Source organism: Delftia sp. DS1230, assembly GCF_040112715.1.
GTDB lineage: Bacteria > Pseudomonadota > Gammaproteobacteria > Burkholderiales > Burkholderiaceae_C > Comamonas > Comamonas tsuruhatensis.
Genome location: NZ_CP157763.1, coordinates 3,560,616 through 3,584,322 on the forward strand (window position 1 = coordinate 3,560,616; position 23,707 = coordinate 3,584,322).

21 protein-coding genes and 1 pseudogene are annotated in these 23,707 nt (G+C 65.1%); 10 read left to right on the forward strand and 12 right to left on the reverse strand.

Annotation, left to right across the window (positions count from 1 at the left end; genetic code table 11):
- The first annotated feature begins 3 nt into the window (after positions 1-3).
- Together AAN986_RS16015 and AAN986_RS16020 are read left to right on the forward strand one after the other, a co-directional pair.
- Positions 4-471, forward strand: coding sequence for a hypothetical protein (locus AAN986_RS16015; protein WP_016452892.1), 468 nt, complete (start codon positions 4-6; stop codon positions 469-471).
- Positions 472-767: 296 nt separating this feature from the next.
- Positions 768-1,820: a hypothetical protein gene (locus AAN986_RS16020; protein ID WP_241150363.1), complete on the forward strand. Its 1,053-nt coding sequence runs from the start codon at positions 768-770 to the stop codon at positions 1,818-1,820.
- Between the two features lie 58 nt (positions 1,821-1,878).
- On the opposite strand, the gene AAN986_RS16025 is transcribed toward AAN986_RS16020, so the two are convergent.
- From AAN986_RS16025 to AAN986_RS16035, 3 genes are all read right to left on the reverse strand, one after another.
- Positions 1,879-2,382, reverse strand: a complete 504-nt coding sequence (locus AAN986_RS16025; protein WP_013802753.1) for an NAD(P)H-dependent oxidoreductase — start codon at positions 2,380-2,382, stop codon at positions 1,879-1,881.
- A gap of 43 nt (positions 2,383-2,425) precedes the next feature.
- Positions 2,426-4,759: a TonB-dependent receptor gene (locus AAN986_RS16030; RefSeq protein ID WP_241150362.1), complete on the reverse strand. Its 2,334-nt coding sequence runs from the start codon at positions 4,757-4,759 to the stop codon at positions 2,426-2,428.
- Positions 4,760-4,945: 186 nt separating this feature from the next.
- Positions 4,946-6,280, reverse strand: a complete 1,335-nt coding sequence (locus AAN986_RS16035) for a sigma-70 family RNA polymerase sigma factor (RefSeq protein WP_349335399.1) — start codon at positions 6,278-6,280, stop codon at positions 4,946-4,948.
- Between the two features lie 32 nt (positions 6,281-6,312).
- On the opposite strand from AAN986_RS16035, the gene AAN986_RS16040 reads away from it, so the two are divergent.
- Positions 6,313-6,654 carry a hypothetical protein gene (locus AAN986_RS16040; protein ID WP_241150361.1) on the forward strand — a complete coding sequence of 114 codons (342 nt, stop codon included), beginning with the start codon at positions 6,313-6,315 and terminating at the stop codon, positions 6,652-6,654.
- Between the two features lie 16 nt (positions 6,655-6,670).
- Here AAN986_RS16040 and AAN986_RS16045 read toward each other — a convergent pair whose 3' ends face one another.
- Positions 6,671-7,570, reverse strand: a complete 900-nt coding sequence (locus AAN986_RS16045; protein ID WP_047218247.1) for a LysR family transcriptional regulator — start codon at positions 7,568-7,570, stop codon at positions 6,671-6,673.
- A gap of 211 nt (positions 7,571-7,781) precedes the next feature.
- On the opposite strand from AAN986_RS16045, the gene AAN986_RS16050 reads away from it, so the two are divergent.
- Both AAN986_RS16050 and AAN986_RS16055 read left to right on the forward strand, forming a co-directional pair.
- Positions 7,782-8,393 carry a glutathione S-transferase gene (locus tag AAN986_RS16050; protein ID WP_047218246.1) on the forward strand — a complete coding sequence of 204 codons (612 nt, stop codon included), beginning with the start codon at positions 7,782-7,784 and terminating at the stop codon, positions 8,391-8,393.
- Between the two features lie 46 nt (positions 8,394-8,439).
- Positions 8,440-10,515, forward strand: a complete 2,076-nt coding sequence (locus AAN986_RS16055) for a pyridoxamine 5'-phosphate oxidase family protein (RefSeq protein ID WP_047218245.1) — start codon at positions 8,440-8,442, stop codon at positions 10,513-10,515.
- An 86-nt stretch (positions 10,516-10,601) separates the two neighbouring features.
- On the opposite strand, the gene AAN986_RS16060 is transcribed toward AAN986_RS16055, so the two are convergent.
- Both AAN986_RS16060 and AAN986_RS16065 read right to left on the reverse strand, forming a co-directional pair.
- Positions 10,602-11,228: a hypothetical protein gene (locus AAN986_RS16060; RefSeq protein ID WP_241150370.1), complete on the reverse strand. Its 627-nt coding sequence runs from the start codon at positions 11,226-11,228 to the stop codon at positions 10,602-10,604.
- A 36-nt stretch (positions 11,229-11,264) separates the two neighbouring features.
- Positions 11,265-11,708: pseudogene (locus AAN986_RS16065) on the reverse strand (hypothetical protein); the annotation flags it as partial.
- Positions 11,709-11,783: 75 nt separating this feature from the next.
- Here AAN986_RS16065 and AAN986_RS16070 point away from each other — a divergent pair.
- The 5 genes from AAN986_RS16070 to AAN986_RS16090 all read left to right on the forward strand — a co-directional run bounded on the left by AAN986_RS16070 (position 11,784) and on the right by AAN986_RS16090 (position 15,284).
- Positions 11,784-12,482, forward strand: coding sequence for a hypothetical protein (locus AAN986_RS16070; RefSeq protein ID WP_046238377.1), 699 nt, complete (start codon positions 11,784-11,786; stop codon positions 12,480-12,482).
- A gap of 15 nt (positions 12,483-12,497) precedes the next feature.
- On the forward strand, positions 12,498-12,710 hold the full coding sequence (locus AAN986_RS16075; RefSeq protein ID WP_026062350.1) for a hypothetical protein: 213 nt from the start codon (positions 12,498-12,500) through the stop codon (positions 12,708-12,710).
- Between the two features lie 120 nt (positions 12,711-12,830).
- Positions 12,831-13,295, forward strand: a complete 465-nt coding sequence (locus AAN986_RS16080) for a GNAT family N-acetyltransferase (protein WP_016446760.1) — start codon at positions 12,831-12,833, stop codon at positions 13,293-13,295.
- A gap of 553 nt (positions 13,296-13,848) precedes the next feature.
- Positions 13,849-14,781, forward strand: coding sequence for a hypothetical protein (locus tag AAN986_RS16085; protein ID WP_047218244.1), 933 nt, complete (start codon positions 13,849-13,851; stop codon positions 14,779-14,781).
- A gap of 2 nt (positions 14,782-14,783) precedes the next feature.
- Entirely contained in the window at positions 14,784-15,284 is a 501-nt protein-coding gene (locus tag AAN986_RS16090; protein ID WP_156179813.1) for a hypothetical protein, read from the forward strand.
- A 70-nt stretch (positions 15,285-15,354) separates the two neighbouring features.
- On the opposite strand, the gene AAN986_RS16095 is transcribed toward AAN986_RS16090, so the two are convergent.
- The 6 genes from AAN986_RS16095 to AAN986_RS16120 all read right to left on the reverse strand — a co-directional run bounded on the left by AAN986_RS16095 (position 15,355) and on the right by AAN986_RS16120 (position 23,706).
- Positions 15,355-17,199 (reverse strand): acyl-CoA dehydrogenase, encoded by a 1,845-nt coding sequence (locus AAN986_RS16095; RefSeq protein ID WP_047218295.1) that lies wholly within the window; start codon positions 17,197-17,199, stop codon positions 15,355-15,357.
- A gap of 108 nt (positions 17,200-17,307) precedes the next feature.
- The gene (locus AAN986_RS16100; protein WP_016446755.1) at positions 17,308-18,483 is read right to left on the reverse strand and encodes an acetyl-CoA C-acyltransferase; all 1,176 of its coding nucleotides are present in this window, start codon (positions 18,481-18,483) and stop codon (positions 17,308-17,310) included.
- 59 nt (positions 18,484-18,542) lie between these two features.
- Positions 18,543-20,654, reverse strand: coding sequence for a 3-hydroxyacyl-CoA dehydrogenase NAD-binding domain-containing protein (locus AAN986_RS16105; protein ID WP_047218243.1), 2,112 nt, complete (start codon positions 20,652-20,654; stop codon positions 18,543-18,545).
- 150 nt (positions 20,655-20,804) lie between these two features.
- Entirely contained in the window at positions 20,805-21,500 is a 696-nt protein-coding gene (locus tag AAN986_RS16110) for an ABC transporter ATP-binding protein (RefSeq protein ID WP_016446753.1), read from the reverse strand.
- Positions 21,501-21,510: 10 nt separating this feature from the next.
- The gene (locus AAN986_RS16115) at positions 21,511-22,338 is read right to left on the reverse strand and encodes an ABC transporter ATP-binding protein (protein ID WP_013802770.1); all 828 of its coding nucleotides are present in this window, start codon (positions 22,336-22,338) and stop codon (positions 21,511-21,513) included.
- 3 nt (positions 22,339-22,341) lie between these two features.
- The gene (locus tag AAN986_RS16120; protein WP_017405243.1) at positions 22,342-23,706 is read right to left on the reverse strand and encodes a branched-chain amino acid ABC transporter permease; all 1,365 of its coding nucleotides are present in this window, start codon (positions 23,704-23,706) and stop codon (positions 22,342-22,344) included.
- Position 23,707 lies beyond the last annotated feature (1 nt).

The window sequence follows — 23,707 nt, forward strand, 5'->3', positions numbered from 1 at the left end:
GCCATGCCATCCAGCCAGCTTTTCAACAATCCCTCTCGCAGCCTGCGCATTGCCGCCTGGGCTGCCGTGATGCTGTGCCTGCATGCGCCGCTGCAGGCCTCATCTACATCCACATCCACGCCCACGCACAAACACGCGGCCAAGGCGGCGCCCATTTCCGTCATCGGCCCGGTCACCCGTTCCGTAGGCACGGGCGAGACCATGGGCTGCGAGAAAGTCAGCCTGGACGCCACCGACGTGGCCCGCTATTTCGCGACGGCAAAGCAAGTCTCGGCTGGCAGCTTCCACGAGGAATCCATCATCCTGCCCTGCAGTTTCAGCGGACGGCTGCTGCGCTCGGGCAAGGTCTATGAATGGAACATCAACGCCGCCGGCGCCGGCTACCTGCGCAGTGAAGATGGTGAACAGGACCTGCGCTACCTGTGCCGCAAGGCCTGCGAGAAGGCATTGCCGCAGTTGACGGGGCTTTGACCTGTTGTTCAGACATTGTCTGCACGGGCGTCTTATCGCTCCCATTGAGTGGTGCCCCATCCTCCTGTCAAACACAGCGGATACGATGGCGCCTCCCACAATATTCCCAACAGACCATGGAACGACTGATTTCCCAAGGAATGCATGCCCTCAGCCAGGGCGACCACGCGCGAATGCATGCGCTATGGTCTGGCACCACGGTTTTCAGCCATCTGGACAATGAAGCGATTGCCAGCCTCTTGGCCAGCATTCGGGCCACTGCCGAATCAGGCCAGGGTAGCGAATGGTCATGGCTGATGCTGTGCCTGGTGTATCTCGATTCCAGTGACCAATTCACCGAGGACCGCAGTGCGGCATTGCGCCAGGTCGGCGAATGGGCGCAGCGCGCACTGGCAATGTCACCAGGCAATGCCTATGGACACCGCTATTTGGGCAGTGCCCACTATTGGCTGGACGAACCCGAGCCCGCGCTGGCCGCCTACCGCAAGTCGCATGCCTTGCAGCCCCAGGTGGACTTGCAAGCCCGCATTTTCGAGATGGAGCATGCCGTGCCCTGGCGCAGCATCTTTTCCTATCCCGAGTTGGCTGATAGCCCGGCGGCACCCGACTACTACACGGCCGGCGTGACCGTGGGCAAGTGGAAGCGCCCCGACACGGATGCAGCGGCCCTGCAGGAAATCGAGCGCCTGCAGACCACACTCTACGAACGCTGTCTGGAGCGCTTCGCCAGCACCGGCACGCCGGCAAACGGCCAGGAGGCCGCGCCCACCGCGCTGGACATCCACACCTATGCCATGTGCTGCAACAACCTGGGCGTGCTGTACAACGCGCAGGAACAGTACGAGCAGGCGGCCGCCGTCCTCGAAGCCGGGCTGCAGCAGACCTGTTTCCAGGCCCTGCTGGAAAACCTGCGCCATGCCTATCGGCAACTGGGGAACCGCAAGCAAGCCACCGACCTGTCACTGCTGCTGATGGAGGACTACGCGCTTGATACCGGTCTGTATCTGGACTGCGCGCAGACCGCATGCGCCTATCTCAACGAGACCAGCCACCACCAGGACGTCCTCGACATCGTGGCCGAAGCCGAACGCCGCTATGCGCAGCTTTCGCCGCAGCAACAGCAAGCGCCATGGGAAGTTCGCAGCATGAGCTTCGTTCATGCGCACAAGGTCACCGCCCTCAGGGCCCTGGGCCAGCTCAAGGCCTCGCACCTTCAGCCTGAACTGGTCGAGATCGCCCTGCGCCACGATCCGGACGATGCCCAATTGCTCGGCATACGCGCCCACATGCAGGGAGCCCGGCAGCAGGTGGGTGGAAAAGGCCGATTCTGGTCGCGCCTGTTCGGCTGAGCCACACCGGGCGACCGGGCCACCAAGAAACGTAGGGCACCCAAGATGCTGGCAACCCTCAAAAGACTCCCAGCGCCAGCCCCGCCCCCATCGCCTCCCCCAACGCCCGGCACTGCTCCAGCTCAGCTGCGGCAATCCGCTTGGGTGCCAGGATGGCTTCGGTGGTCTGGGCGTGGGTGCAGATGATCAGGGGCTCAGCCACGGGCTTGAGGCGCCAGCCGGTGGCGATGCGGGCGATCTGGCGGGCCGCATTCTGGCCGTCGCTGCCCGCGCAGATGAGGCTGGCATAGGGCCGGCCATTGAGGTGATCCAGCGCCGCGTAGTAGCTGCGGTCGAAGAAGTCCTTGAGCTGGCCGCTGATGGCGGCCAGGTTTTCCGGGGTGGCGAAGAGGTAGCCGTCGGCGGACAGCACATCGTCGGGGCCGGCCTCTGAGGCATGCAGCAGGCGCACCTGCACGCCCTGGCCTTCGGCCGCTGCGCCGTCGCGCGCGGCCTCGGCCATCTGGCGGGTGCCGCCGGTCATGGAGTGGTAGACGATCAGCAGGGTCTTGCTTGCGTTCATGCCTCAAGCATAGAGCGCGGCCCGCCCAGCCACCGCGCCGACCTCAGAAATCCATCGATGCCGACACCACGAAGGTGCGCGGAATCATCGGCGAGACAGCGCCCCAGGACGTGACACCGGCCCAGGCCTTGCGGTCGGCCACGTTCTGCACCGTGGCGCGCAGCGTGGTCTTGCGGCCTGCGATGCGGGTGGCGTAGCGCAGGCCCAGGTCGGTGCGTGTCCAACCCGGGATGCGCAGGCGGTTGGCCTGGTCCACGAACTGGGCGCCGGTGTAGGCAAGGTCGCCGACCAGGGTCAAGCCTTCCGCGGCGGGCACATCCCATTCCACGCCCAGGTTGGCCAGCAGGCGCGAAGTGCCGATGGGCCGGTTGCCCACCAGCGCAGGCGTGGCCGAGCGCGTGATCTCGGGCTTGAGCCAGGTCACGCCACCGAGCAGGCGCAGGCCGCGCGCGGCCTCGCCGTAGGCATACAGCTCCATGCCCAGGTTGCGCTGCTCGCCGTTGGTCTTGTAGACGCCCTGATCCAGGCCGCCACTGGGTTTTTCAATGCTGAACAGGGCGGCCGTGGCCATGAAGCTGCCGAAGTCGTACTTGCTGCCCACTTCGTACTGGCGGCTCTTGTAGGGGCGCAACACCTCGCCGTAGTTGCTGGCGGCGGGCGGGGCGATGTCGCCCTTGCTCAGGCCTTCGATGTAGTTGGCGTAGAGGCTCCAGTTGGGCGCCTGGCGCCAGACCACGCCCACGGCGGGCGTGGTCACGCTCTCGTCGTAGACATTGGCGGTGCCGCCTGTGAGCACGTTGTAGTTGGTGGACTTGATGGCCTGGTGGCGCAGGCCCAGCGACAGTTGCAGCCGGTCCTGCAGCAGCGAGAGCGTATCCACCAGGGCCAGGCTGGTGTTGCGGTTGTCATGAATGCGCGGAATGGCCGAAGGCCGCGCAATGCTTTGCGGCGCATGGGCAACAGGCGCATAGATGTTGGACGCCACCGCCGAGCCCGCCTGCAGCGCACGATGGAAATCCTCGCGGTAGCTGGCCAGCTGCAGCGTGACCGAATGCTTGACACCGGCCAGCGCAAAGCGCGAGCGCAGGCCAGCGTCGATGGTGCTGCGGTCCACGTCGAACACCGCATAGGTGGGCGTGATGCTGGTGGCACCCGCAGCACTGGTCAGGCGCGGGGCGGAGTCATAGATGCGGTCCACATTGGCGCGCGACTGGCCGATGTTGGCGAACAGCGTGAGCTGCTGCGTGAGGTCCAGCTCGGTGCGCAGCAGCACGGCGCGCTCGCGATTCCTGGACCATTCCCAGGGCTGGGTCACGTTGAGTGTGCCGTCGGGCGCAGCAGGCATGGAGGAGAGCCCCGTGGGCATGATGGGCCGGCCCACGCCGTCGATGCGCTCGTCCTGCGAGAGCAGGTCCAACGTGGCGCGGAAGCGCTCCACCTCGTAGTCCAGCGCCACGGCCAGCACATGGCCGTCGGTGCTTTGATGGTCCATGGACGTATCGCCGCCGTACTTGCTGGCGTTGACGCGGATGCCGTACTGGGCCTCGTCGCCAAAGCGCCGGCCCACGTCGGCATGGGCACGCCAGAGGCTGTCCGAAGTCCAGCCCGTGGTCAGCCGCGCCACGTCTTCGTTGGCGCGCTTGGGAGCGATGTTGATCACCCCGCCCACGGAGCCGTTGGGCGACATGCCGAACAGCAGCGCGCCGGGCCCCTTGACCACCTCGATGCGGTCCACGTACTCGGTGCGCACGCGGTAGTTGGGGGCAATGCCGTAGATGCCGTCAAAGGCGATCTCGCCCGAGTTGCCTTCCCAGATCGGAAAGCCCCGGATATAGAGGTTGTCCACGTTGCCGCCCGGCAGCACGGTGTAGCGCACGGAAGGGTCGCGGTTCACCGCCTCGGCAATGGTGCCGGCCTGCTGGTTGCGCACGGCCTCGGACGTGTAGCTGGTGGTGCTGAACGGCGCCTGCATGTTGCCGGTATTGCCCAGCACGCCCAGGCGCACGCCCTTGGCCACCTGCCCGCCGGCGTAGGGTGCGGGCAGCAGGCTCACATACTGGTCACCGGCCGTCACGGTGATCTCGGACAGGCGGTGCGCATTCTCAGGCGCGTTGGCCGCAGCGGGAAGCAGCGTCAGCGTGCCGCCCTCGATGCGGCCCTGCAGGCCGCTGTCCTGCAGCAATGCCGCCAGGCCCTGGCGCACATCGTGGCTGCCGTTGAGCGCCGGGGCCTGCCGGCCCTGCACCAGTTCGGAGGAGTAGGTGAGCTGCAGCCCCGCCTGGCGCGCAAACAGGCTCAGCGCCTGGGCCAGCGGCTGGGCCGGCACGTCGAAGGACACCGATTGCGCGGCGGCCAACTGCAGTTGCAGGCCCAGCACCAGGCCTGCACATGCATGAAAAACCGCTGTGCGGCGGAGGCGGAATCGGAATCGGAATCGGGAGGACTTGGGAGCGGACATAAGGACTTTCTGGAAGACAGGCTCATTGCGAATCGCCGGCACAGGCAGGGCGCCCGGCCTTTCATATGCAAATACGAGTCACTCCCAAAAACCCTGAAAAAAACTTCACGGCTCCGCGCGCCCGCCGCGCCGCGCAATCCGCAGGCCGCCGTCGTCCAGCACGCTGACCTGCACCGGGGCGAACTGCGGCAGCCCGCGCAACCATCGCTCGGTCTGGGCAATGCGCACATGGCCGCTGATGGCCAGTTGCGCCGCGCCCTCCTCCACCACCAGGCGGCGCCGCGTGTAGCGGCCCAGACGGTGGACGACGCGGCCCAGCGGCTCCTGCTCGAAGACCAGTTCGCCCTCGCGCCAGGCCGCGGGCCGTTGCTGGAGCTGCGGCTGCCAGGCAGCGCCGTCGGTATCTCCTGCCCCGCCGTCCAGGGGAATGCGCAGCGACTGGCTGTCCTGCAGCAACTGGCTGCGCCCGGTGGCCGCATGCTCCACCCGCACCTGGCCCGACTCCACCTGCACGCGCACCGCATCGGGCTCCAGTTCCACACCAAAGCGCGTTCCCAGCACGGTCACGCGCAAGGGGCCGGCCTCCACCACAAAGGGCCGTGCCGCATCGCGCGCCACGGCAAAGAAGGCGGCGCCTTCCAGCAGCCGTGCCTGTCGCAGGTCGGCACGGTAGGTCAGCGCCACGCGGCTGGCGGCGTCCACGCGCAGCACGCTGCCATCGGGCAGCTCCAGGCTGCGCTGCACACCCGTGGCGCTGGCCAGTTCACCTTGCCACAGCACGCGGCGGCTCCACATCTGCCAGGCGGGCCAGGCCGCGCAGGCCATGCCGGCCACGCCCAGCAATGCGCCAAGGGCACGCCGCCGCCGCTTTCTGGAAGAGGCCTGCAAGCCCGCCTCCACCCCGCCGCGCCAGCGCAGCAAGGCGGCTTCCAGGCAGGCATCGGCCTGCATCAGGTCACGCTCCACGGTGTTCAGGGAGACCTGCAGGCGCCGGGCGATGTCGGCCTGCCGCTCGCCATGCAGGCGGTGGGCCAGCAAGGCGGCCTGCATGCGCTCGGGCAAGTCTGCAATCGTGCGCTCCACCACGGCCAGTGCCTGCCGGTACATGGCGCGGTCGGCCACATCGCCTTCGGCCTCGGGCTGCAATTGCGCCCAGTCGTCCATGCAGCGCTGCTGCGCACCGCGCTGGCGCAGCCTGTCTATCGCCAGATGCTTGGCCGTGGCAAACAGGTAGGCCCGCGCGGCTTCGAGCGTGGGCGAACTGCCATCGGGCAGCTGCGGCGGCGCATCGGCCAGGCGCAGCCAGGTTTCCTGGGCCAGCTCCTGCGCCTCATCACGGCTGCCGGTCTTGCCGGCCAGATAGGACACCAGTTGCTGCTGGCAGGCACAGAAAAGCTGGTGCCAGCGCGCAGCGGTCCAAGAAGCGGAAGGGGTGGGCATGGCCGGGGGGAGGTGATGAATCGACAACGAGAATGACTATCATTCTAATTTCGTTTGATCCAGGCTGGCTCGGCGGACTGGCCATCGAAGGCAAACTGTCCACCCGTCAACATCCGGACCACATGCCCATGATCTTCCTGGCGATCACGTCTACCGGCTTGGCACAGGCACTTCTCGCCGCCACCGAAAACGACGCCATCTGGTGCGGCAGCGATGCGATTTCCGAGGCCGACTACGCCGCCCGACAATGGCCCAACCTCAGCCGCTTTGCCTACTCACTGGAGGACCGCGTTTTGATCGACGATGCCGTGTCCACCATTGAGGAACACCATCCGGGGCAGACGGTCTGGGTCGAGGCCACGGCCGTGCGGTAGCGAAGTCTCGGCCCCGCTACCACTTCAACGCCGCCACCCGCAGCGCATCCACCGCCATATCGATGAACGCCCGCACGCGGTGCGCGGCATGGCGCCCTTCCCGGTGCACCACATGAATCGGTAGCGGCGGACGCTCGAAGGGCTCCAGCACCAGGCGCAGTGCGCCGTCCTGCACGGGTTTGGCGATCTGGTAGAGCGGCAGGCGCGTGATGCCTTGCCCGGCCAGGGCGCAGTCTGCCGCAGCCTCGTTGGTCATGGACATGAGGCGCGGCTGCAGGCGCACGGCCAGGGCCTTGTCGCCTTCGAGAAACCGCCATTCGGGCGTGGAGGTGAGGCCGGATGCGGTGATGGTGGTGTGCTGCGCAAGCTCCTCGGGCCGCTGGGGTACGCCGTGGCTGGTCAGGTATGCGGGCGAGGCACACAGCACCTGCCGCACGCTGCCCACGCGGATGGCCTGCAGCGAGGAATCGGGCAGATCGCCGATGCGCACGGCCACGTCCACGCCCTCGTCCACCAGGCTGACCACGCGGTCCACAAACCAGCAGTTGACGTCCACCTCGGGAAACCGGCCCAGGTAGTCGTGCACCACGGGCAGCACGTGCATGCGCCCGAAGTTGACCGGCGCCGTGAGCGTGAGCCGGCCGCGCGGTGCGGCATGGGCACTGGCGGCATGCTCGTCGGCCTCTTCCAGCTCGGCCAGGATGCGGCGGCAGCTGTCGGCGTAGGCGGTGCCGGCCTCGGTCACGCGCACGAAGCGCGTGGTGCGCGTGAGCAGGCGCACGCCCAGTCGCTCCTCCAGGTCGGAAACCGCGCGCGTCACCACCGAGGGCGAGACCTTGAGCCGGCGTGCGGCCGAGGCGAAGCCGCCCGTGTCCACCACTGCGAGAAATGCCGTCATGGACTGGAAGCGATCCATCTGTGCCTGCCTTGTCTGTGTCGTGTATCTGCCCGGCTGCGGGCGGCCCGCGCAGGACTGCCCAGGTTTGCCCAGGTTTGCGCCGGCGCTTTGTTCGCGTTCCGGCAAGAGTGACTTGCCGCCGCCAGGGATTCTAAAGATGCGGGCGGAGAAGGAGGATACGTCCCGTGGCGCCGACAACCGGCGCCTTCACCAACCCCAAGGAACCGCAATGAAGCTCTACCACTTTCCCCTGTCCGGCCACGCCCATCGCGCCCGCCTCTTCCTCGGCCTGCTGGGCGTGGAGCATGAGCTGGTCCACGTGGACCTGGCCAACGGTGCGCAGAAGAAGCCCGAATTCCTGGCGCTGAACCCGCTGGGCCAGGTGCCGGTGCTGGACGACAACGGCACGGTGATTGCCGACTCCAACGCCATCCTGGTCTATCTGGCGCGCAAGCTGGACCGCCAGGACTGGATGCCTCTGGGCGCACAGTCCGAGGCCGAGATCCAGAAATGGCTGAGCATCGCCGCCGGCCCCATCGCCTTCGGCCCGGCGGCGGCCCGGCTGGTCACGGTGTTCAAGGCGCCCTTCCAGGCCGAGGAAGTGATAGCCCGCGCCCACGCCATCCTCGCCAAGATCGAGGCGCAATTGACCACCCGCCCCTTCCTCACCGGCGGCACGCCCACGATTGCCGACGTGGCCCTGTACAGCTACATCGCCAGCGCGCCCGAGGGCAATGTGGACCTGCAACCCTACCGCGAAGTGCGCGCTTGGCTGGGCCGCATCGAGGCGCTGCCGGGCTTTGTGGCATTCGCCCAGACACCGGCCGGCCTGCGGGCCTGAGTGCCTGAGCCACACCTCACCTGAAACCCCGGCAAAGGAGCGCACCATGCACCCGCAACCCCTGCAAAACCCCGCCTCGCCCTGGCATGCGGGCGAACTGGCGATCCAGCAAAGCGTTGGCGTCGTGGGCCGCATGGACATGCCGGGACGCAAGTTCCTGCGGCCCTTCCTGCTGGACCAGCACCGCGAGTTCTATCCGCTGCTGCATTTCGTGGTGCTGGGCAGCGTGGATGCGCAAGGCGACGCCTGGGCCACGGTACGGGCTGGTGAGCCGGGCTTCCTGCACTCTCCCGACCCGCTGACCCTGCATGTGGCGGCGGGCCGCGATGCGGCCGACCCGGCCGAGCCGGGCCTGGCCGATGGCCATGCCGTGGGCCTGCTGGGCATGGACCCCATGACGCGCAGGCGCAACCGGCTCAACGGCACCGTGCGGCGCAAGACAGGCGTTGATGGGGCGGGCGCCTTCGACATCGGCGTGGTCCAGAGCTTCGGCAACTGCCCGCGCTATATCCAGAACCGCAGCGTCCGGTTCGTCCGGCCTGCGGACGAGCCCACGCAGGTGCCGGCGGTCGAACTGGCATCGCTGGACCCGCGCGCGCGGGAGCTGATTGCGCAGGCGGATACGTTCTACGTGGCGTCCTACGTTGATGGGGAGGATGGCCTGCGCCAGGTCGATGTCTCCCACCGTGGCGGCAAGCCGGGCTTTGTGCGGATCGACGCCGATGGAACGCTGACCATCCCCGACTTCTCGGGCAACCTGTTCTTCATGACGTTGGGCAACTTCCTGGTCAATCCCAAGGCGGGCCTGCTGTTCATCGACTCCGAAACCGGGGAAATGCTGCAGATGACGGGCGAGGCCAGCGTCATCCTCGACTCCCCGGAAATCGCGGCCTTCGAGGGCGCCGAGCGCCTGTGGACCTTCAAGCCCCGCCGCATCGTGCGCCGGCCCGACGCCCTGCCGCTGCGCTGGAGCATGGCGGCCGACGGCTGGTCGCCCCACCTGCAGATGACCGGAAGCTGGGCCGATGCCAGCCAGCGCCTGGCCGCCGCCCGGCTGGGGCGGCAGTGGCGGCCGTTCCGGGTGGCGCAGGCCGTGGATGAGAGCTCCACCATCCGCTCGCTCTACCTGGAGCCGGCCGATGGCATGGCCACGGTGGCTCCCCTGGCCGGCCAGCACCTGCCGCTGCGCCTCACGCTGGCGGACGGCAGCCACCTGCAGCGCACCTATACGCTGTCGCTGGCGCCTTCGGACGGGCGCTTGCGCATCAGCGTCAAGAGGCAAGGCCGCGCATCCAGCCATCTGCATGGCCTGAAGCCCGGCGATCTGGTCGAGGCCCGCCCGCCCGCTGGCAGCTTCACCGCAGATGCGGCCCTGCGCCGACCCGCCGTGCTGCTGGCCGCGGGCATAGGCATCACGCCCTTGCTGGCCATGCTGCGCCACATCGTCCACGAAGGCCGGCGCACCCGCAGCCTGCGGCCCACCTGGCTGTTCCAGGCGGCTCGCACGCGCAGCGAACGGGCCTTTGACACGGAGATTGCCGAACTGGTGAAGGCCGGCAATGCCGAGGTGCGCTGGGTGCGAACGCTCAGCCAGCCCGGCACGGCAAAGGCCGGCCGAGACTACGACCATGAGGGCCACATCGACATGGCCCTGTTGAAAGCCACCCTGCCCTGGGACGACTACGACTTCTACCTCTGCGGCCCGGACGCCTTCATGCAGGCCACCTATGACGGCCTGCGCGAACGCAACGTGCCCGACGAGCGCATCCACGCAGAAGCCTTCGGTCCCTCGGCCCTGAAGCGCTCCATGGCCGGTGCAGCCCCCGCCGCCGAACTGCGGGCACCCGCCACACAGCCTGTCCGCATCATCTTTGCCGACTCGGCCAAGGAAGCGCGCTGGAAGCCCGGCAACGGCAGCCTGCTCGAAGTAGCCGAGGCGCGAGGCCTGGAGCCCGCCTTCGGTTGCCGGGGCGGCAGCTGCGGCGACTGCCGCACGCGTGTGCTGCAGGGCGGGGTGACCTATGCCTCGCCACCTTCCTTCGCCGTGCCAGCGGGCGAGGCCCTGATCTGCTGCGCCGTGCCTGCGCAGGGGCCGGGGGAGGCTTTGCATCTGGCGTTGTGAGGAGCCTGTCTCTGCGCGCTTTCCACATCAGGACATACCGACGGCAAAAGGCACATCAGCGATTGCTGCCCAATGCCTCGCTGCATCTAGCTTTCTATCTGGACGAGTATCGATTCATCAAGCTCTATGACTTCAAACAGGCCCTGACCCCGCTCATAGACCTCCCCTGACAGGAACCGAACCACTTTCTGGCCGATGTGCATGCACATCTCCACGACAAAGCCATCTGCATCCCGGCGCATGTCTTTTATCCGCACAAGACCCAAGGGCAACTCAGCCAGCAGTCGGTCACGGTAACCAATGGATGCAGGCACGCCGGGACCCGACTCAGACGCCTCTGGAGTCACAAGGTACAGGCCGTGAAACCCGCTGCCATCCTCGATACGGGAAAGCATTGACCAGACACGTCCGTCCACCAGTTGGATCCAAATCTCGATGAACTGGAGATAGGGCACCTGCGGATGGCTCCAGACTGCTTCGCCAGGTACCCAGTGCTGCCGACCTGATTCATCCATATCCCAGCGGCCGCCTACGGCCAACGCCATCTCGCAAGCTCGCCAGCCCACAATCACCTGCTGGTCGAGATCCTGAAAGGACGGGAACTGGCGCGGCCCCATGGGCTGGATGGAGCTCCCGGGGGCCGGCTCGTTGTCGTCGATATGGACTACCGCGAACCCTTCCTGCTCACTCGGCGGCTCGAACATGGCAAACACGCTGCGAATGGCCTGCTCCGGCACTTGGTGATCGGCTCGCCGCTGCGTGTTCCTCCGCAAGGCGGTCTGCAAATCGGCTTTGAGCCAAATACAGACTACGGGCACGCCATGTGATCTGGCAATCTGAATGGCACGCATCACGATGCACCGTCTTCGGAAGGGCGGCATCAAAGAACACCGCATCACCACCCAACGCTGCGGCGTTCTGTTGAATCCAGCTGCTCTTGCCTGCAGCTTGCACCCCCACCACCACATAGAGCTTGGTCGCGGGCGAGCTGGCAGACAGTGCTTTGTCCAAGTCCCGGTACGCCAACTCCCATGCGGCAGCACTGCGTTCCGGGGTGAACAGGCGACCTTGTTCGGTTTCCAAATAGTGGTCTGGATTGATGTGCTTTGTAGTGTCCATGGTGAGCTGCAAGATTCTGGATCACTGTAGCTGGGCACGGCGCCGTACCGTCCGCAGACAAACGAACCCGCCATGCAAAACGGCCTTGATCGATACACTCGCTGCAATTCCTGCGCCCTCGTACACGCCGCAAATCCAAAGCCCTGCCCATGCAACTCACCAACTGCCTGCTCCGCCTGTCGCCCTTGGTCCTCACCTGCCACATAGGCCTGGCCTGCGCACAGATCACCACGCCCTCAGCAGGCACCTATGTGCGCAAGGGCGGGGGTGGCGATCTGGTGGTGCGGGCCAATGGCAAGTTCCATATCCAGACCGTCGGTGCCAACGGCCATACCTGTGAGCTGGAAGGCACCATCACCAACGGCCGGGCCAGGATGGCGAATTCGGCCTGCGCCGTGGACTTCACGCCTGCCGGTCAGCGCGTCGGGGTCGACACGGCCACCGTCGAGGCATGCCGGGACTTCTGCGGCATGCGGGCCTGGTTTGGCGGCGATTACCTTCGGCCCACACCCGGCTGCACGGACAAGGCCATTGCCGCATCGCGCAGAAACTTCAAGCGCGCGTACGACGCCAAGGACTACCGCCTGGCGCTGACCACGCTGGCGCCGGTGCTGCAGGACTGCGATGAGGTGCTGACCGGCGTTACCAAGGGCTGGCTGCGCAACGACCTGGCGCTGGCGCAGCTTCGCTCGGGCGATGCAGCCGCCTGCCGCCAGACCCTGGCCCCGCTGGCCGAGGAAGCCGGCAAGACGGATCAGGAACTGCGCGAGGCCTATCCACCCACCGATGCCGATGTGGTGCTGCCCATGCTCAAGGCTGCGCGCACCAATCTGCGCTTGTGCAGTTGAGGCGGTGCCATCGCCATGAAAGATCCCGCATCGCCCAACGCAGGAATCTCCGGGCATTTCCGGCGTGAGGCGAAGTGGATGCTGTGGGTGCTGGTGGTGCTGCCCTTGGCGCTGACAGCATTGGCGGTTTGGCTGGGTCCGCTGGTCCTGAACCATGTGGAGAGAAGCAAGTGCTTGGATGCGGGCATGCAGGCTTCCCAGGAAAAGCGCAAGTGCGAGCAACGATAGAGAGAAGGAGCTGCCGCTCAAAGCCTGATCGAACCAAATCCCTGAAATACTGGCCTACTCTTGGCCCCTTTTTTGTTTGCACGACAGGGCCCTTCATCAGGGCCATGCACACGCCTTTACATGACCGATATCCGCCCCGCCCACTTTCCCGAAGACCTCGACGCCGTGGTCCGCATCTTCCGGGAATACGTGGCCAGCCCCACCGTGAGCCTGGACTTCCAGGACTTCGAGACCGAGTTCGCCGCCCTGCCCGGCAAGTACGCCGCACCCGAAGGCTGCGTGCTGCTGGCCTGGAAAGACGGCCAGCCCGTGGGCTGCGCCGCCCTGCGCCAGGTGGATGCGCAGACAGGCGAAATGAAGCGCGTCTACGTGCGCCCCACGGTACGCGGCGAGAACCTGGGGCGGCGACTGGTGGAAGGCATCCTGGACGCTGCGCGCCACGCAGGCTACACCCGCATCTGCCTGGATGTGCTGCCCGAGTTCCAGGCCGCGCAGCGGCTGTATGAGTCCCTGGGTTTTGTGGATGCAGAGCCGGTGAGCTTCAATCCCGTGCCGGGCACGCGTTATCTCGGACTGGATCTTTGAGGCATGCACCCTCCGGCAGGCGGCCTTCAGCACCTGCAAGGCTTCCGATGCGCTGACACCCGGTCCCTGAGTCCTCGTCTGCAAGCATTCGGCACGATAAGACCTTAGCCCAGACCCCGGTCCAACAGCCTGCCCGCAAGCGCAGCGGCGGTACGGACCCCCTCTCCCCGCATCCTTCACCGCAAATGCCCGTGGCCGAGCCGGGCAGCCTGTGCTTGTGCCCCGTGAATACCGCCCATGGCGAATGGCGCTGCCTGGGACCAAACGCTCATTGGCAGCATATCTATTCACCTGGCATTTCAACCTGATTTTAGGAATTGTCCTAAGGATAATTCTGAAAATGATCTGCGGGCGACTTCTTTGATTGACCTCGTGCAGGCCATGAAATCAAATGAGGACTCTTGGCACAGCAAACATCAGAAACCCGCTTGGACACTGACAGCGGATTATTCGCCTGCTTGCAACCACTCATTTCCGTCAAATTGCCTTTATTGATCAAGGCGCATTGACTGGAATCATCGATTCCGCTTCTGATCCAGCGTCTCCATACACCATGCCAGCCTCCATTGCCGCCACCTTCTATCAGATCGGCTATGCCGACATGCTTGCTCGCCAAATGGAGCGAAAACAGATCGATGCCATTGTGCTGACGCCACAGGAATACGCAGACATACTGAGCGACAAGGCGCGCAACAATCCTCGCCTGGCGGCCACGCTCCATGCCATGCTGGCCCACAGTGCGCTTGGGCGATACTGGACACACACCGCCAGCCCGAATGCAGGCAAACCCTGGGTCGCTCCCGCCTCCCTGATGGTCAGCGACGCGTACCTGATCACCAAAACGCTGATTGCATTGGGCCTGGCCGGTGCCCGCTCCTATATCAAGACAACCGCCACAGGCACCTATATCATCATCACAGGCTACGCGGGACTTCGCCGCCAGTTGCTGCAAGGCACGCGATTCCTTGCCGCCAATCCACGCATGGTCCAGATGGGCCTGGGTATTCGCGGTCTGCAGAATGTGGCCAAGGGCGGGTTCCTTCTGAGCCTGGTGGTGGGCACCGGGATAGAGACACTGGACTTCATCTTCAATGACGAGAAGACCATGCATGATCTTGTGGGAGGGATTGGGGTGGAGGCGGTCAAGGCGGGATTGGCGACGATGGTGGGTTTGACCGCGGGAATGACGACTGCAAGCATGATATCTGTTGCCGTACTGCCCTTAGCCATCATGGCTGCAATGATTCTTATTACCAGTCTCGCACTGAATTCCGCTGACGAGCGCTGGCAGATAAAGCAAAACGTTATCAAGGCTATAAAATCCACGCCAAATGATAAAGCGCAGGGATTTTACCGGATTAACACAAGCCATCCAGATTGGAGCAACATTCAGTCAAGGAATCCTTCAAACAAAAATAACGAAACACTCTATATTTCCGGAAAAAACAGTGAAGGCATATTGTGCAAATTAAGCCACAGAAGATAAAAATGCATGATATTCAAAGCATCAGAAAAAACGCCTATATCGGTATCTTACTGACCACCCTGGCATTATTATCTTGCGTCTTCCTCATTAATGAAACAATTATAACAACAACCCATGAAATCAAAACGCTGGCACCAGTCGTTCGAATATGGCCAATGGCGCCTTTTTCGGCTCTTTGCTTACCATTTCTCTTATCATTGACTTTGCTATATATCGTAAAAGCCATTCCTTGCAAGCAACGCATGCAAACAAAGACAGAAGGCATATTAATCAAATCACTTATTTTATGCTTTATCTCGGCATTATTCTGTCTTTTATTTCTAGCCCCGCTTCAATACAAGGCAATGCCAAAACTAGGCTACACCCATTGCAACCTCCTACAAGGCCATCCAAACATGTATTTCACAGACTGGGTAAAAACCCCCGAATGGTGCGTTCGCGGAAAAACCAGGGAATGGGTCAAGGAGCAGGCCAGGCTCTCCGGCAACCTTGAAAATCCCTGAAATAAAAAAAGCGCAGACCACATGGTCCGCGCTTTTTTTGCATCCTCCGGCAGCCGTGCTGCCAACTCCCTCAGAACGCCTCTTCACTCATCTGCGCGCAAGTCATGTCGCGCTCACGCACGACCTTGAGCCAGGCGCCGATCTTCGGCAGCTCGTAGCCGAAGAAGTAGCGCATGGCGGCCATGCGGCCAGCGTTGGCGGGTTCGGCCAGGGTGGCGTCCTTGGCGAGTACGGCCAGGGACACGTCCAGCCAGGTCCAGGCCAGCACCGTGTGGCCAAAGGCCTGCATATACGGCACGGCATTGGCCAGGGCCTGCTGCGGGTCATCGGTCGCCCATGCGGCCTTGGTGGTGGCGCCGACTTCCTGCAGCGCCTTGGCAAGTTCATTGGCATGGCCGGCCAGTTCGGGCCGGGCCATGGCGCGCTGGATGGTGTCGTTGATGCGCGTGGCCAGCAGCTGCAGGCCCTTGCCGCCTTCCATGAGCACCTTGCGGCCCAGCAGGTCCATGGCCTGGATGCCGTGCGTGCCTTCGTGGATCATGTTCAGGCGGTTGTCGCGCCAGTATTGCTCCACGGGGAAGTCGCGCGTGTAGCCGTAGCCGCCGTGGATCTGGATGGCCAGGGAGTTGGCCTCCAGGCAGAACTCGCTGGGCCAGCTCTTGGAGATGGGGGTCAGCACTTCCAGCAGCAGCCGGGCCTCGGCCACGGATTCGGGCGTGCCGGTGTGCTGCTCATCGACCAGGCGCGCGCAAAACAGGTTCAGCGCCAGCGCGCCTTCGCAATAGGACTTTTGCGCCAGCAGCATGCGCTTGACGTCGGCGTGCTCGATGATGCGCGACTGGGGGCGCGTGGCATCCTTGCCGGCTGCACCCGGCGCCCCCTTGATCGGCCGGCCCTGCGGGCGGTTCTGCGCGTAGTCCAGGCTGGCGTGGTAGCCCGCAATGCCCAGCATGGTGGCGGCCATGCCGATGGAGATGCGGGCCTCGTTCATCATGTGGAACATGCATTTGAGGCCCTCGCCGGGCTTGCCGACCAGGTAGCCCACGGCCCCGGCGCCGCCGCGCACGGGAAAGCGCCCTTCCCCGAAGTTCAGCAGCGTGTTGGTGGTGCCGCGCCAACCCAGCTTGTGGTTGAGGCCGGCCAGGGCCACGTCGTTGCGCTCGCCGGTGAGTTGGCCTTCGGTGTCCACGAGCTTCTTGGGCACGATGAACAGCGAGATGCCCTTGACGCCGGGCACGGGCTTGCCGTCCGGCCCCGGGATCTTGGCCAGCACGAGGTGAACGATGTTCTCGGTCAGCTCATGGTCGCCCGCGCTGATCCACATCTTGTTGCCCTTGAGGCGGTAGCGCGGGCCCAGCGCATCGCTCTCGAAGTCGGCGCCATCGGGCTCGGCGCGGGTGGCGATATCGCTCAGCGAGGAACCGGCCTGGGGCTCGGACAGGCACATGGTGCCGGCCCAGCGGCCGTTGAATTCGTTGGCGGCGAAGACCTGTTTTTGCATGTCCGTGCCGTGGGCCATGATGGCGTTGGCATTGCCCGAGGTCAGCATGTTGGAGCCGATGCTGATGGAGGCCGCCGCGAAGAAGCTGTTGGCGGCCGCCTCCACCGTATAGGGCAGCTGCATGCCGCCGATGTCGTAGTCCTGGGAGGCGCTGAGCATGCCCGAGTCGGCATAGGCCTGGCGCGCATCGTGGGTGCACCGGGGCAGGATGACTTTCTCGCCATCGAACTGCGGCTCCTGCGTGTCCACGGTGCGGTTGAAGGGGGCGTATTTCTCGCGGGCGATGCGCTCGCAGGTGTCGAGCACGGCATCGAAGGTGTCGCGCGAATGGTCGGCAAAGCGCTCGCGCTCGCCCAGCGCATCGGCGCGCAGCCATTCATAGAGCAGGAAATCGATGGTGGAACGCAGGCGCATGGTGGGGTCCGGAATCAAAAAAGAAGCCGCAGGCGCCGCCAGAGGGAGCGCGTGCGGCCAACAGGAGTAACGGGAACAGGCGGTGGCGGCCGCAGCCGCCACCTGTACTTACAGCACTTCGAACACGCCGGCGGCACCCATGCCGCCGCCGATGCACATGGTCACGCAGACACGCTTGGCACCGCGGCGCTTGCCTTCGATCAGGGCGTGGCCGGTCAGGCGCTGGCCCGAGACGCCGTAGGGATGGCCCAGGGCGATGGCGCCGCCGTTGACATTGAGGCGGTCGTTGGGGATGCCCAGCTTGTCCCGGCAGTACAGCACCTGCACGGCAAAGGCTTCATTGAGCTCCCACAGGTCGATGTCCTGCACCGTCAGGCCCAGCTTCTTGAGCACCTTGGGCACGGCGAAGACGGGGCCGATGCCCATTTCGTCAGGCTCGCAGCCGGCGACGGCAAAGCCCAGGAAGCGGCCGATGGGCTTGAGATTGTTGCGCGATGCATAGTCCTCGCTCACCACCACGCAGGCGCCTGCGCCGTCGGAGAACTGGCTGGCATTGCCGGCCGAGATCACACCGCCGGGCAGCGCGGGGCGGATGCCCGAGATGCCTTCCTTGGTCGTGCCCTCGCGCACGCCCTCGTCCTTGCTGCAGGTCACTTCCTTGGTGATCAGGCCGCGCACCTTGTCGGCCACGCCCATGGTCACGGTGATGGGGGCGATCTCGGCATCCAGCAGGCCGGCCGCCTGGGCCGCGCAGGCCTTTTGCTGGCTGGCGGCGCCGTATTCGTCCATGGCGTCACGGCCGATGCCGTAGCGCTTGGCGACCTGTTCGGCGGTCTGCAGCATGCTCCAGTAGATCTCGGGCTTTTGCTTGGCCAGGGCCAGGTCCTGGATCATGTGCAGGTTCATTTCCTGCTGCACGCAGGAGATGGATTCCACGCCGCCGGCCACGTAGACATCGCCCTCGCCCGCGATGATGCGCTGCGATGCGGTGGCAATGGTCTGCAGGCCCGAGGAGCAGAAGCGGTTGATGGTCATGCCCGACGCAGTGATGGGCAGGCCGGCCTTGAGCGCGATCTGGCGCGCGATGTTCATGCCGGTGGCGCCTTCGGGGTTGGCGCAGCCCATGATCACGTCATCGACGGCGGCGGGGTCAACGCCTGCGCGCTGCACGGCGTGCTGCACGGCATGGCCGCCCAGCGTGGCGCCATGGGTCATGTTGAAGGCACCCTTCCAGCTCTTGGCCAGGGGGGTGCGGGCGGTGGAAACGATCACGGCGGATGTCATGGATATTCCTTGTATGGCGGGTTTGCGGTGGTTCGCAAAAAGTTCGTGCGCCGCACGTCTCAGCTGAATTGCTTGCCTTCGGCCGCCAGCTTCGCCAGCAGCGGCGCGGGCTGCCAGAACTGGGCATCGTCGTTGGGGTTCTTGGCAAAGCGGTTCATGGCCTGGACCACGTTGAACAGCCCGACCTCGCCCGCGTAGTGCATGGGGCCGCCGCGCCAGATGGGAAAGCCGTAGCCGGTCAGGTAGACCATGTCGATATCGCCCGACTTGCCGGCGATGCCGTCTTCCAGGATGTGGGCGCCTTCGTTGACCAGGGCGAAGACCAGGCGCTGGACGATTTCCTCATCGGAGATCTTGCGCGGGGTGATGCCCAGCTCCTTGCGATGCGACTCGATCATCTGGTTGACCAGCTCGGACGGGATGGCGTCGCGCTTGCCCGCCTGGTAGTCGTACCAGCCCGCACCGGTCTTCTGGCCGAAGCGGCCCAGCTCGCACAGCTTGTCGGCCGTGCGGCTGTACTTCATGTCGGCGCGCTCGACGGCGCGGCGCTTGCGGATGGCCCAGCCGATGTCGTTGCCGGCCAGATCGCCCATGCGGAACGGGCCCATGGCGAAGCCGAACTTCTCGATCGCCTTGTCCACCTGGGCGGGCGTGGCGCCTTCGTCCAGCAGGAATCCGGCCTGGCGCGAGTACTGCTCGATCATGCGGTTGCCGATGAAGCCGTCGCACACGCCCGAGACCACGGCGGTCTTCTTGATCTTCTTGGCCAGCTTCATCACGGTGGCCAGCACGTCCTTGGCGGTGTGCTTGCCGCGCACCACTTCCAGCAGCTTCATCACGTTGGCGGGGCTGAAGAAGTGCATGCCCACCACGTCCTGCGGGCGCTTGGTGAAGGCGGCGATCTTGTCCACGTCCAGCGTGGAGGTGTTGGAGGCCAGGATGGCGCCGGGCTTGGCCACTTCGTCCAGCTGCTTGAACACGGTTTCCTTGACGCCCAACTCCTCGAACACGGCCTCGATGATGAGATCGGCATTCTTGAGCGCGTCATACGACAGCGTGGTGCTCAGCAGGGCCATGCGCTGGTCGTACTTTTCCTGGGTGAGCTTGCCCTTCTTGACCTGGGCTTCGTAGTTCTTGCGGATGGTGGCCACGCCACGGTCCAGCGCTTCCTGTTTGGTCTCCAGGATGGTCACGGGGATGCCCGCGTTCAGGAAGTTCATGGAGATGCCGCCGCCCATGGTGCCGGCACCGATGACGCCCACGGTCTTGATCTCGCGCACTGGCGTGTCCGAGGGCACGTCGGCGATCTTGGAGGCCGCGCGCTCGGCCATGAACAGGTGGCGCAGCGCGCGCGACTCGGGCGACCACATCAGTTGCATGAAGGCTTCGCGCTCCAGGGCCATGCCTTCGTCAAACTTCTTGCGCGCGGCGTTCTCCACCGTGTCCACGCAGCGGGCCGGGGCCGGGTAGTTCTTGGCCATGCCCTTGACCATGTTGCGTGCGAACTGGAAGTAGGCGTCGCCCTGAGGATGCTTGCAAGGCAGGTCGCGCACGCGCGGCAGCGGACCACCCGCCGCGTGCTTGTCGGCCACTTCCAGCGCAAAGGCCTTGGCCTCGTCCAGCAGGGACTCGGGCGAGGCGGCCATCTTGTCGAACAGCTTCTGGCCGGGGATGGAGGCCAGCAGCTCGCTCTTGACGGGTTCGCCGCTGACGATCATGTTCAGCGCGGTCTCCACGCCCAGCACGCGCGGCAGGCGCTGCGTGCCGCCTGCACCGGGCAGCAGGCCCAGCTTGACTTCAGGCAGGGCCACCAGGGTGCCGGGAGCGGCCACGCGGTAGTTGCAGCCCAGCGCCAGCTCCAGCCCGCCGCCCATGCAGACGGTATGGATGGCGGCCACCACGGGCTTGCTGCCCTGGTCCAGGGAGTTGATCAGCGAGACCAGGTGCGGCTCGCGATACGCCTCTTCCTTGCCGAACTCGTTGATATCGGCACCGCCCGAAAAAGCCTTGCCGGCACCCGTGATGACGATGGCCTTGACGGCCGGGTCGGAATAGGCCTTGTCCAGCCCCTCGACGATGCCCCGCCGCGTGGATAGTCCCAGGCCGTTGACCGGCGGATTGTTCAAGGTGATGACGGCGATGGCACCGTCCACTTTGTATTCAGCAGTCATGCTGTTGTCCCCTATGCGATAGAAAAAGAACGATCGTGCGATTTTGATTGTAAAAAAAACGCGGGCCGGCGCCACTGCGGTTTGTCCCAAGCGGGACAAGCGCCGTGGTCCGGGCCGCCTGCCGGGCAGCATGCCCAGCCTTGTACGGCATCAGACCTCCAGCCACTCCTTGCGCACCTTCTGATCGGCGCGCAGCCCGTCGGGCGTGCCGTCGAAGACGATGCGCCCATGACCCATGACCAGGGCCCGGTCCGAGATGCTCATGGCAATGGTGAGCTTTTGCTCGATCAGCAGCACGGACACGCCGCGCTGCTTGATCTTTTGCAGGTACTCGCCCACCAGCTCGACGATCTTGGGCGCCAGGCCCTCGGTGGGCTCGTCGATGATGATCAGGTCGGGGTCGCCCATCAGCGTGCGGCACAGGGTCAGCATCTGCTGCTCGCCGCCCGACATCACGCCGGCCTCGGTGTGCTGGCGCTCCTTCAGGCGCGGGAACATGGCGTACATGTCGTCGAAGCCCCAGCGGCTGTCCCGGCCCTTTCCCTTCTGTCCCAGCAGCAGGTTCTGGTGCACGGTGAGATTGGGGAACACGTCGCGGCTCTCGGGCACGTAGCCCAGGCCCAGGTGAGCGATCTCGTAGGCCTTTCTGCCAGTCAGGCTCTGGCCCTTCCACTCCAGCGCGCCCTCCCAGTGCACCAGTCCCATGATGGCCTTGGCCGTGGTGGAGCGGCCCGAGCCATTGCGCCCCAGCAGCGCGACGATCTCGCCGGGCTGTACGGAAAATTCCACGCCATGCAGCACATGGCTTTTGCCGTAGTAGGCATGCAGGTTGTTGATGTTCAGCATCCGCGCTCCCTCAATGTGCACCAGCTTGTTGATCCGCCACGGACGAGCCCAGATAGGCCTCCTGCACGCGTGGATTGGCACGCACGGCCTCGGGCGTGTCGTAGGCGATGACTTCGCCGTAGACCACGACGGCGATCTTGTCGGCCAGGCCGAAGACCACGCCCATGTCGTGCTCCACGGTCAGCAGCGTCTTGCCTTCGGTGACCTTCTTGATCAGCTGGATGAAGTGGGCCGTTTCGCTGTTGCTCATGCCGGCCGTGGGTTCGTCCAGCAGGATGACGCCGGCGCCGCCGCCGATGGTGATGCCGATCTCCAGCGCGCGCTGTTCGGCATAGGTCAGGTTCACCGCCAGCGTGTCGCGCTTTCTGTGCAGGCCGATCATCTCCATCAGCTCATCGGCGCGGGCGTTGGCATCGCGCAGCTTGGACAGGAAGCGCCAGCAGCTGTAGCGGTAGCCCAGGCTCCACAGCACGCTGCAGCGCAGGTTTTCGAACACGCTGAGCTTGGGAAAGATGTTGGTGATCTGGAAACTGCGCGACAGCCCCATGCGGTTGATTTCATAGGGTTTCTTGCCGTCGATGCGCTGGCCGTTGAGCAGCACCTGGCCGCTGGTGGGCTCGAAGCGGCCGCTGATCAGGTTGAACAGCGTGCTCTTGCCCGCGCCGTTGGGGCCGATGATGGCCACGCGCTCGCCGGGCTTCACGGCCAGTTGGGCGCCGCGGATGATCTCGGCCTTGCCGAAGCGCTTGTACAGGTCGCGCAGCTCCAGCGCGTAGGTGGCCTCGCCGGTCGCGGCAGCGGCGGCAGTGCCTGGTCGTTCGATTGCAATGCTGGACATGGTTCAGCCCTCCCCGCGCTTGATGGCTTCTTCGATCTCTTCCTGGATACGCTCCCAGCGCCGCAGGCACCAGCGCCGGGCCACTTCCAGCAGGCCCAGGCCCACGACGAAGACGGCAACGGCCACGGTCCAGGTGGAGGCCGAGCTGGTATCGAGCTGCACGCCCATGAACGAGACCTGGGAACCCAGGGCCGCGTTGAGCTGCAGGTGGTAGATCATCTCGACGATGGCGGCGCCGCCCACGATCATGACCAGGGCGCTGGCGGCGATGGCCAGGTAGGGCTGGGCCAGCCGGCGCCACTTGCCGAAGCGCGCCACGCGCAGGTTCATCATGATCAGGCTGGCAACGCCACCGGGCGCATACATCACCATCAGCAGGAACACCAGACCCAGGTACAGCAGCCAGGCCTTGGTCAGCTCCGACAGCAGCACCGAGGCCAGCACCAGCAGCACGGCGCCGATGATGGGTCCGAAGAAGAAGGTGGCGCCGCCCAGGAAGGTGAACAGCAGGTACGAGCCCGAGCGCATGACGCTCACGCTGTCCATGGCCGTGATGATCTCGAAGTTGATGGCCGCAAGCCCCCCGCCCACGCCCGCGAAGAAGCCCGCGATGATGAAGGCGAAGTAGCGCACGCGCTGCGTGTTGTAGCCCACGAACTCCACGCGCTCGGGGTTGTCGCGCACGGCGTTGAGCATGCGCCCCAGCGGCGTGCCCGTGAAGGCGAACATGGCGGCCGTGCAGACGAAGCAGTAGGCGGCGATCAGGTAGTACACCTCCATGCCCGAGCCGAAGGTCAGCCCGAAGAAGGGCTTGCCGTAGACGCGGTCGGTGGTGATGCCGCCCTCGCCCCCGAAGAACTCGGGGAACATCAGCGCCATGGACGCCACCAGCTCGCCGATGCCCATGGTGATCATGGCGAAGGTGGTGCCCGACTTCTTGGTGGTCACATAGCCCAGCAGGGCCGCGAAGAACATGCCGCCCAGGCCGCCGATGACGGGAATCAGCACCAGCGGAATGCCCCAGTCGCCGGAGCTGGCCCGGTTCATCGCATGGATGGCGATGAACGAGCCCAGCCCCGTGTAGACCGCATGGCCGAAGCTCAGCATGCCGCCCTGCCCCAGCAGGATGTTGTAGGACAGGCAGATGATGATGAGATAGCCGATCTGGCTGAGCATGGTCAGCGCCAGGCTGCTGGTGAACACCAGCGGCGCGACGATCAGCGCCAGGGCGAAGGCGCCCCAGATCAGGATGCGGCCGATGTTGAGCGGCTGGAAGCTGTAGTGGCGCCCCGCGCCCGCAGCCCCTGAAGCGCCCGAAGCGCCTTTTGCGGCAGTGGATGTCATGGTCGTTTTGGTGATCGAGGACATG

Bases quoted from the DNA above. Each gene is read 5' to 3' on its own strand.
- AAN986_RS16015 (WP_016452892.1), top strand. From the start codon at position 4: ATGCCATCCAGCCAGCTTTTCAACAATCCCTCTCGCAGCCTGCGCATT.
- AAN986_RS16020 (WP_241150363.1), top strand. From the start codon at position 768: ATGCTGTGCCTGGTGTATCTCGATTCCAGTGACCAATTCACCGAGGAC.
- AAN986_RS16025 (WP_013802753.1), bottom strand. From the start codon at position 2,382: ATGAACGCAAGCAAGACCCTGCTGATCGTCTACCACTCCATGACCGGC.
- AAN986_RS16035 (WP_349335399.1), bottom strand. From the start codon at position 6,280: ATGCCCACCCCTTCCGCTTCTTGGACCGCTGCGCGCTGGCACCAGCTT.
- AAN986_RS16040 (WP_241150361.1), top strand. From the start codon at position 6,313: ATGACTATCATTCTAATTTCGTTTGATCCAGGCTGGCTCGGCGGACTG.
- AAN986_RS16045 (WP_047218247.1), bottom strand. From the start codon at position 7,570: ATGGATCGCTTCCAGTCCATGACGGCATTTCTCGCAGTGGTGGACACG.
- AAN986_RS16050 (WP_047218246.1), top strand. From the start codon at position 7,782: ATGAAGCTCTACCACTTTCCCCTGTCCGGCCACGCCCATCGCGCCCGC.
- AAN986_RS16055 (WP_047218245.1), top strand. From the start codon at position 8,440: ATGCACCCGCAACCCCTGCAAAACCCCGCCTCGCCCTGGCATGCGGGC.
- AAN986_RS16070 (WP_046238377.1), top strand. From the start codon at position 11,784: ATGCAACTCACCAACTGCCTGCTCCGCCTGTCGCCCTTGGTCCTCACC.
- AAN986_RS16075 (WP_026062350.1), top strand. From the start codon at position 12,498: ATGAAAGATCCCGCATCGCCCAACGCAGGAATCTCCGGGCATTTCCGG.
- AAN986_RS16080 (WP_016446760.1), top strand. From the start codon at position 12,831: ATGACCGATATCCGCCCCGCCCACTTTCCCGAAGACCTCGACGCCGTG.
- AAN986_RS16085 (WP_047218244.1), top strand. From the start codon at position 13,849: ATGCCAGCCTCCATTGCCGCCACCTTCTATCAGATCGGCTATGCCGAC.
- AAN986_RS16090 (WP_156179813.1), top strand. From the start codon at position 14,784: ATGCATGATATTCAAAGCATCAGAAAAAACGCCTATATCGGTATCTTA.
- AAN986_RS16095 (WP_047218295.1), bottom strand. From the start codon at position 17,199: ATGCGCCTGCGTTCCACCATCGATTTCCTGCTCTATGAATGGCTGCGC.
- AAN986_RS16100 (WP_016446755.1), bottom strand. From the start codon at position 18,483: ATGACATCCGCCGTGATCGTTTCCACCGCCCGCACCCCCCTGGCCAAG.
- AAN986_RS16105 (WP_047218243.1), bottom strand. From the start codon at position 20,654: ATGACTGCTGAATACAAAGTGGACGGTGCCATCGCCGTCATCACCTTG.
- AAN986_RS16110 (WP_016446753.1), bottom strand. From the start codon at position 21,500: ATGCTGAACATCAACAACCTGCATGCCTACTACGGCAAAAGCCATGTG.
- AAN986_RS16115 (WP_013802770.1), bottom strand. From the start codon at position 22,338: ATGTCCAGCATTGCAATCGAACGACCAGGCACTGCCGCCGCTGCCGCG.
- AAN986_RS16120 (WP_017405243.1), bottom strand. From the start codon at position 23,706: ATGTCCTCGATCACCAAAACGACCATGACATCCACTGCCGCAAAAGGC.